Raw genomic sequence first — 6,498 nt, 5'->3', positions numbered from 1 at the left:
CCAGAGCAGCACCAGCAGCACAAGTTCCACAGACAGCAGCACAAGTACCACAGCGACTTCTGAAACCAGCAACAAAAAGATTGATACCTTGCGGATCGCTTTTGTCCCGTCCCGCGAACCGGAGGAAATCATTACCGCTACTGAACCCCTGAAGCAGATGCTCACCGATGAACTGGCGACGCTTGGGTACGATGTAGGCGAGGTGGACATCACCGTGGGCACCAGCTATGAGGCGGTAGGCGAGGCTCTGGCCGCCGGTACCGCCGACGTTGGCCTGATCCCCGGCGGCACCTATGTGCTCTACGATGACGGCTGCGACGTGCTGCTGACCGCCACCCGTGACGGCCTGTCCATTGACTCCGATAATGCCAAGGACTGGAACGACAACGCCCCCACCGAGCCTACCACTGAGCAGGTCACCAGCTACCGTGCCCTGATGATCGCCGGTCCCTCTGAGAAGGGCAAGGAGCTGGCCGCCAAGGTCAACGCTGGCGAGGCCCTCACCTGGGAGGACGTGAGCAGTGCCAACTGGAGTGTGGCCAATTCCTCCTCTCCTGCCGGATACATCTACCCCTCTCTGTGGCTCCAGGAGAACTTCGACAAGAATATCACCGACCTGCCCCACGCGGTGCAGTCTGACTCCTACGGCAGTGCCTTCGCCCGTCTGGCCTCCGGTCAGGTGGACATCCTCTGCACCTATGCCGACGCCCGCCGGGACTATGAGGATGAGTGGACAACCGAGTACGGCATGACCAACAGCATCTGGGATGACACCGCTGTGGTTGGCGTCACTCCCGCTATTTACAATGACACCATCAGCGTCAGCAAGACCTCGCCCATCATGGACGATGATTTCAAGCAGGCTTTGGGTCAAGCCTTCATCAACATCGGCAATACCGAGGAAGGCAAAGAGGTCATCGCCATCTACAGCCACAACGGCTATCAGTGGGCGAAGTCCGAAGATTACGACTCTGAGCGGGCTGCGCAGGAGATGATTCAGTCTCTGAACAGCGCGGGTTAAACTCAATCAAACATGAACCACAAATGAGGGAGGGAGGCCGAGGCTTTCCTCCCTCGTTTGGGATAGGGAGAGTATCATGATAGAATTCAAAGAAGTAGAAAAGCGTTATCCGAATGGATTCGAGGCCCTGAAGCACATCAACCTGACCATTGACCAAGGAGAGTTTGTGGCTATCATCGGCCTGTCAGGCGCGGGCAAGTCCACCCTGATCCGTACCATCAATCGGATGCACGACATTACCCAGGGCCAACTGACGGTGGACGGCACCGATGTGATGACCCTGCATGGAAAAAACTTGCGGAAATTTCGTCGCCGTATCGGCATGATTTTCCAGTCCTTCAACCTGATTACCCGCACCACTGTTATCAAGAATGTGCTCACCGCCTTTGTCCCTGATCTGCCCTGGTGGCGGGCAACTTTTGGCATCTTCACGAAGGAGGAAAAGATGAAGGCGCTGGAAGCCCTGGATCAGATGGGAATTCTGGACAAAGCCTTTGTCCGGGCGGATCAGCTCTCCGGTGGTCAACAGCAGCGGGTAGCCCTGGCTCGCACCCTGGCCCAGAATCCTCAGGTTATCCTGGCGGATGAGCCGGTGGCCTCTCTGGACCCGGTGACCGCCAAACAGGTGATGGATGATTTCCTACGAATCAACCGGGATATGCACATTACGGTACTCATCAACATCCACCATGTGGAGTTGGCTCTCCAGTACGCCACCCGGGTGATTGGTATCCGAGCCGGGGAGATTGTTTACGACGGCCCGGCCAATCAGGTGGATCAGGCGGTGCTGGACTCCATCTATCAGGGAAAGCAGGAGGAACCGGCATGAGTATATATGATAAGATCTTCCCACCCAGATTGCTTACCCTACCCAACGGAAAGCAGGTTTCCAAACCCAGATCTCGTGCTCCGCTGGCAGCGGTGATTTTAGTAGCCATGACGCTTCTTTCGGTGGAGGTCACCGGTTTTGATATGGGGGTCCTGGTCAGTCGGATTAAGGAGTTTTTTGTCATTCTGGGAGACATGATTCCACCACAGTGGGACTATATGCCCCAGATTTGGCAGCCCCTGTTCGACACCATCAAGATGTCCCTGCTGGGCTCCTTCATCGGCTCCATCCTGGTGGTGCCCTTCGCTATGCTGGCTTCCACCAACATCATTCACAGCCGGGTGGTCGTGGCAGCTATGCGCCTGCTCCTGAGTATCATCCGCACCTTGCCTACCCTGGTCTCTGCCCTGATCGCCACCTACATTTTCGGCCTGGGTACCCTGGCTGGCACTACAGCCATCGCCATCTTTACCTTCGCTTACATCGGCAAGATTCTCTATGAGGAGATTGAAACGGTGGACATGGGACCTTTTGAAGCCATGGAGGCTATGGGGGCTACCAAGGTACGCGCCTTCATCAGCGCCATCGTCCCCCAGGTGCTGCCCTCCTATCTGTCTAACTGCCTATTTTGCTTCGAGGGCAATGTGCGCTACGCCTCTATTCTGGGGTATGTGGGAGCAGGCGGCCTTGGTCTGATCCTGAACGAGAAGATTGGTTGGCGTGAGTATGCCAGCGTAGGTATGATCCTGCTGGCGTTGTTCGTCACCGTGTTTATCATTGAAACCATCAGCCGGGCCGCCCGGAAACGGCTGGTATAGGAGGAGCTGCCATGAACAAACGAATCGAAGCGGCTTATGAACAGCGGCCCCGCCGCTGGGTCTTTGAGCTGGCCGTGGCTGTGGTGGTTGTAGCTCTGCTGATCTGGAGCGGCTCTGCCGTGGAGACGGCGGGCACCACGCAAAATGGAGCGGTGATTGCCTGGAACATCCTGGCGGGCATCTTCCACCCGGACACGGACCTGCTGTTCAATTTCACTACCCAGGGTGTGCCTTATCTGTTGTTGGAGACCATCTGCATCGCGTTCCTGGGCACCATTGTGGGGGCAATCATTTCCGTTCCGTTGGCCTTTCTTTCGGCCTCCAACCTGACTCCGAAGCCGGTGGCCTTTGTGGGACGTATCATCATTATGGCCGTCCGCACCGTTCCCGCCTTCGTCTATGGCCTCATGTTCATTCGCGTCACAGGCCCCGGTGCCTTCGCTGGCCTGCTGACCATGTCCCTGTGTTCGGTAGGCATGGTGAGCAAAATGTACATCGAAGCCATTGAGGACTTGGATGTTCGTGTATTGGAGTCCCTGGACGCGGCGGGCTGCACGACCTGGCAGAAGATCCGCTACGGCATCCTGCCCCAGCTGATGCCCAACTTCGCCTCCACCGCCATCTACCGCTTTGACATCAACCTGCGAGACGCCACCGTGCTGGGCCTGGTGGGAGCGGGCGGCATTGGTGCGCCGCTGATTTTTGCCATGAACTCTTATCGCTGGGAGGAGGCTGGTGCCATCTTGGCGGGCCTCATCGTGCTGGTGCTGATCGTGGAGTGGATTTCCACCAAAATCCGGGTCAAGCTGGCCAGGGGGTGAGCATGGAAAAAACGGTTCAAATCTATTACACCTCAGATACCCACGGCCACATTTTCCCGGTAAACTACGCCGCCAACTGCCCGGAAAAATCCGGCCTGCTGAATCTGGCCGACCAGATGGAAAAGGACGGAAATACCCTGGTATTGGACGGCGGAGATTCCTTGCAGGGGACGCCTTTGACCCAATATTACCTGGAGAACCGGGACCGGTGGCCTGTCCACCCGGTAGCTGCGGCCTTCAACGCGATGGGCCTTGACTATTTTACCTTGGGCAATCACGACTTCAACTTCGGTTATGAGGCCCTTCGGGATTATCTGCGGGCCATGGACGGTGTATGCCTGTGCGCCAATGTAGAGGACCTGGGCGGCGAACTGCCCATCCGCCCCTGGGCAGTGCATACCCTGGCCAACGGCCTGCGGGTAGGAATCACCGGCGTGGTCACCGATTTTGTGAACGTATGGGAACAGCCCCAGAACTTGGAGCAACTTCGGGTCACCAATACCTTTCAAGCTGCCCGGACGGCCTGTTCCGCCCTTCAGGACCAGTGCGACGTTCGGGTGTGTATCTACCACGGAGGTTTTGAGGAAGAGTTGGAAACGGGGCGGGTGCTCTCGGACAGCGGAGAGAATATTGCCTGTAAAATTGCTCGGGAACTGGACTTCGACCTTCTCCTCACAGGCCACCAACACATGGCGGTGGAAGGGGTAGAGTTGTCTGGCACCTATGCGGTTCAGCCCCCCGCCAACGCCGGGCACTTTCTTCGTATCACTGGACAGCAAGACGGGAGAAACTTCTGTTTTCATTCCAAACTGACGCCAGTGGGTGCAACGCACGGCACGGAGCCTTATCAGAGCTTACTGCCCCTGGAACAGGCGGTGCAGGTCTGGCTGGACCAGCCCATCGGGGAGTTGGCCTATCCGATTTCCCCGGAGGGGAAGCTGGACGCCGCCCTCTACGGCAGCCAGGTGGCCGCCCTGTTCAACCAGGTGCAGTTGGCCGAGACCGGGGCGGATTTCTCCTGCACCAGCTTGGGAAACGACCCGGTGGGGCTGGCCTCCCCAGTGACCATGCGGGGTGTAACAGCAGCCTACCTGTTTGCCAACACTCTGGTGGTGCTGGAGGTGACGGAAGAGGTGCTGCGGCAGACTCTGGAACGGTGCGCCGCCTACTTCACGTTGGTTGATGGCCAACCCCAGATTTCGGAAGAGTTTCTGCTACCCAAGGTGGAGCACTACAACTACGACTTTTACGCTGGTCTGGCTTATACTTTCGATCTGCGCCGCCCTGTGGGGAGCCGGGTGGTTCGGCTGACAAAATTGGACGGCTCACCCCTGGGAGGTGGGACCTTTCGTCTGTGCACCAGCAACTACCGGGCTACCGGCACCGGCGGCTATGATGTCCTACGGAAGTGCCCGGTCCTCTGGCGAGGCGGCGTAGAAATGCCGGATCTCACCGCCTGCTATATCCAGACCCACAGCCCGGTGCCGCAGTTGCATAACGCGGAGATGCGGGTGATCTGGTGAAACCTTCTTGACAAGCCACAAGGAATATGGTTTTATAAATCAAATAAAGGAAAGAAGGTGGAGGATGGACAGATTCAATGTCGCAGTGAAAGTTGTTCAAAACGCCGGAGATCTTCTTCGGCAGTGCCGCCTGGAAGAGGCGGAAGTCAGCCAGAAAACGGGTCATCAAGACCTTGTCACCCGTTGGGACCGCAGAATCGAACAGCTGCTGCGAAATGAAATACTGACAGCCTTCCCCCAAGACGCCATCGTGGGGGAAGAGTATCCGCCGGAGGCGCATCGCACCGGGGCGGTGACCTGGTATATTGACCCCATCGACGGGACCACGAATTTTATCAATCAGCACCAAAACTACGCCATCTCCGTGGGGTGTTGGGAGGGAAGCGTACCACTGTTCGGACTGGTGCTGGATGTGGAGCGAAAAGCGCTGTACTGGGGAAAGCACGGCGGCGGTGCGTGGCAGGATCAGACGCCGATCCGCACCTCTCGCCGGCGGGAACTATCAGAGCTGCTGCTGACAACACCGGGCCTGCAATACACCTTTTTGGAACCCCATCCCTATCAGGAGCGGATGATCTGGCTCGCCCGGAAGGTACGGGGAGTCCGGTGCCTCGGCTCCGTGGCCCTGGAACTTTGTGAGGTGGCTGCTGGCCGGGCAGATTTATTCGTTACCATGCGCTCTTCCCCCTGGGATCACAACGCGGCGCGGATCATTCTGGAGGAGGCTGGAGGTGCGATTTTCACAGTGGATGGAAATGAGCTGCCCCTGAATCAGAAAAGCACAGTGCTCGCTCTCAATGCTATTGAACTGAAAGGCCGCATCTTGATGAATGAGAAAAGTCCGCTATAAAAGATTTGGGGACATTTAGTCTAGCAGTGCTCAAGGATTGACCTTGTTTGCTGACTTATAGTTTTTTTGTGGCCTCAGGGAACAGGCTTACATTAACGATCCTTCAGAGCTACCATACCGACAATTAGAAAACATAAAGTAAAGTGCTTCTCCTTTGTACCGGCAGAAATGCCACCGGGAAAAAAAGAGAGGCACTTTTATTATATATTCATCCACGGCAAAGTATGGGACACGGCTGTTCAAAAACTTGTTTCCATTAAATACGTGCTTTCTATGATATGGTGTAATTATTTGGCAATCGTTGGGGCTTTTCTGCCTAACATTTACGAGTGTTTTACCTTGAATTCACACCGAAAAACCAGCTAAGTGTTATAATTAAACCGGAACCAGATCTACTAACTAGAGGGCAAAACGACGAGGTGAATTTTATGACTTTATTTATGAACGAGAAAGATATGAATGAAATGTTAGATAGTATCTGTCCGGAAGGAGAAACATACCAGGGAAAAGCATGGGGAACCCTGATGTCTGGGACGGCTGAAATGTTGGCACTGGGAGCTTTGAGTAATGTATATTGTTATGTTGGCGTGACAGAAAAAACATTGGTTATCGCAGTGTTGGAAACTTTTGATATCT

Annotated in this window: 6 protein-coding genes and 1 pseudogene; all 7 read left to right on the top strand. The window is 55.7% G+C overall.

Annotation, left to right across the window (positions count from 1 at the left end; all coding sequences use genetic code 11):
* A partial coding sequence (locus H6B10_RS11500) for a phosphate/phosphite/phosphonate ABC transporter substrate-binding protein (RefSeq protein ID WP_204651737.1) occupies positions 1-1,021 on the top strand: 1,021 nt, incomplete at its 5' end.
* Between the two features lie 76 nt (positions 1,022-1,097).
* Positions 1,098-1,850, top strand: coding sequence for a phosphonate ABC transporter ATP-binding protein (gene phnC, locus H6B10_RS11495; protein ID WP_204651736.1), 753 nt, complete (start codon positions 1,098-1,100; stop codon positions 1,848-1,850).
* Positions 1,847-2,668, top strand: coding sequence for a phosphonate ABC transporter, permease protein PhnE (gene phnE, locus H6B10_RS11490; protein ID WP_204651735.1), 822 nt, complete (start codon positions 1,847-1,849; stop codon positions 2,666-2,668). The genes phnC and phnE (H6B10_RS11490) overlap by 4 nt, the downstream gene beginning before the upstream one ends.
* Positions 2,669-2,679: 11 nt before the next feature.
* Positions 2,680-3,489: a phosphonate ABC transporter, permease protein PhnE gene (phnE, locus tag H6B10_RS11485; RefSeq protein ID WP_087182754.1), complete on the top strand. Its 810-nt coding sequence runs from the start codon at positions 2,680-2,682 to the stop codon at positions 3,487-3,489.
* A gap of 2 nt (positions 3,490-3,491) precedes the next feature.
* The gene (locus tag H6B10_RS11480; protein ID WP_204651734.1) at positions 3,492-5,012 is read left to right on the top strand and encodes a bifunctional metallophosphatase/5'-nucleotidase; all 1,521 of its coding nucleotides are present in this window, start codon (positions 3,492-3,494) and stop codon (positions 5,010-5,012) included.
* A gap of 64 nt (positions 5,013-5,076) precedes the next feature.
* On the top strand, positions 5,077-5,862 hold the full coding sequence (locus H6B10_RS11475; RefSeq protein ID WP_204651733.1) for an inositol monophosphatase family protein: 786 nt from the start codon (positions 5,077-5,079) through the stop codon (positions 5,860-5,862).
* Between the two features lie 428 nt (positions 5,863-6,290).
* Positions 6,291-6,498 (top strand): annotated as a pseudogene (locus tag H6B10_RS11470) (hypothetical protein); the annotation flags it as partial.

The organism is Gemmiger formicilis (assembly GCF_016901605.1).
GTDB classification, from domain to species: Bacteria; Bacillota; Clostridia; order Oscillospirales; family Ruminococcaceae; genus Gemmiger; species Gemmiger formicilis_B.
This window is presented reverse-complemented; position numbering and strand designations above follow the sequence as displayed.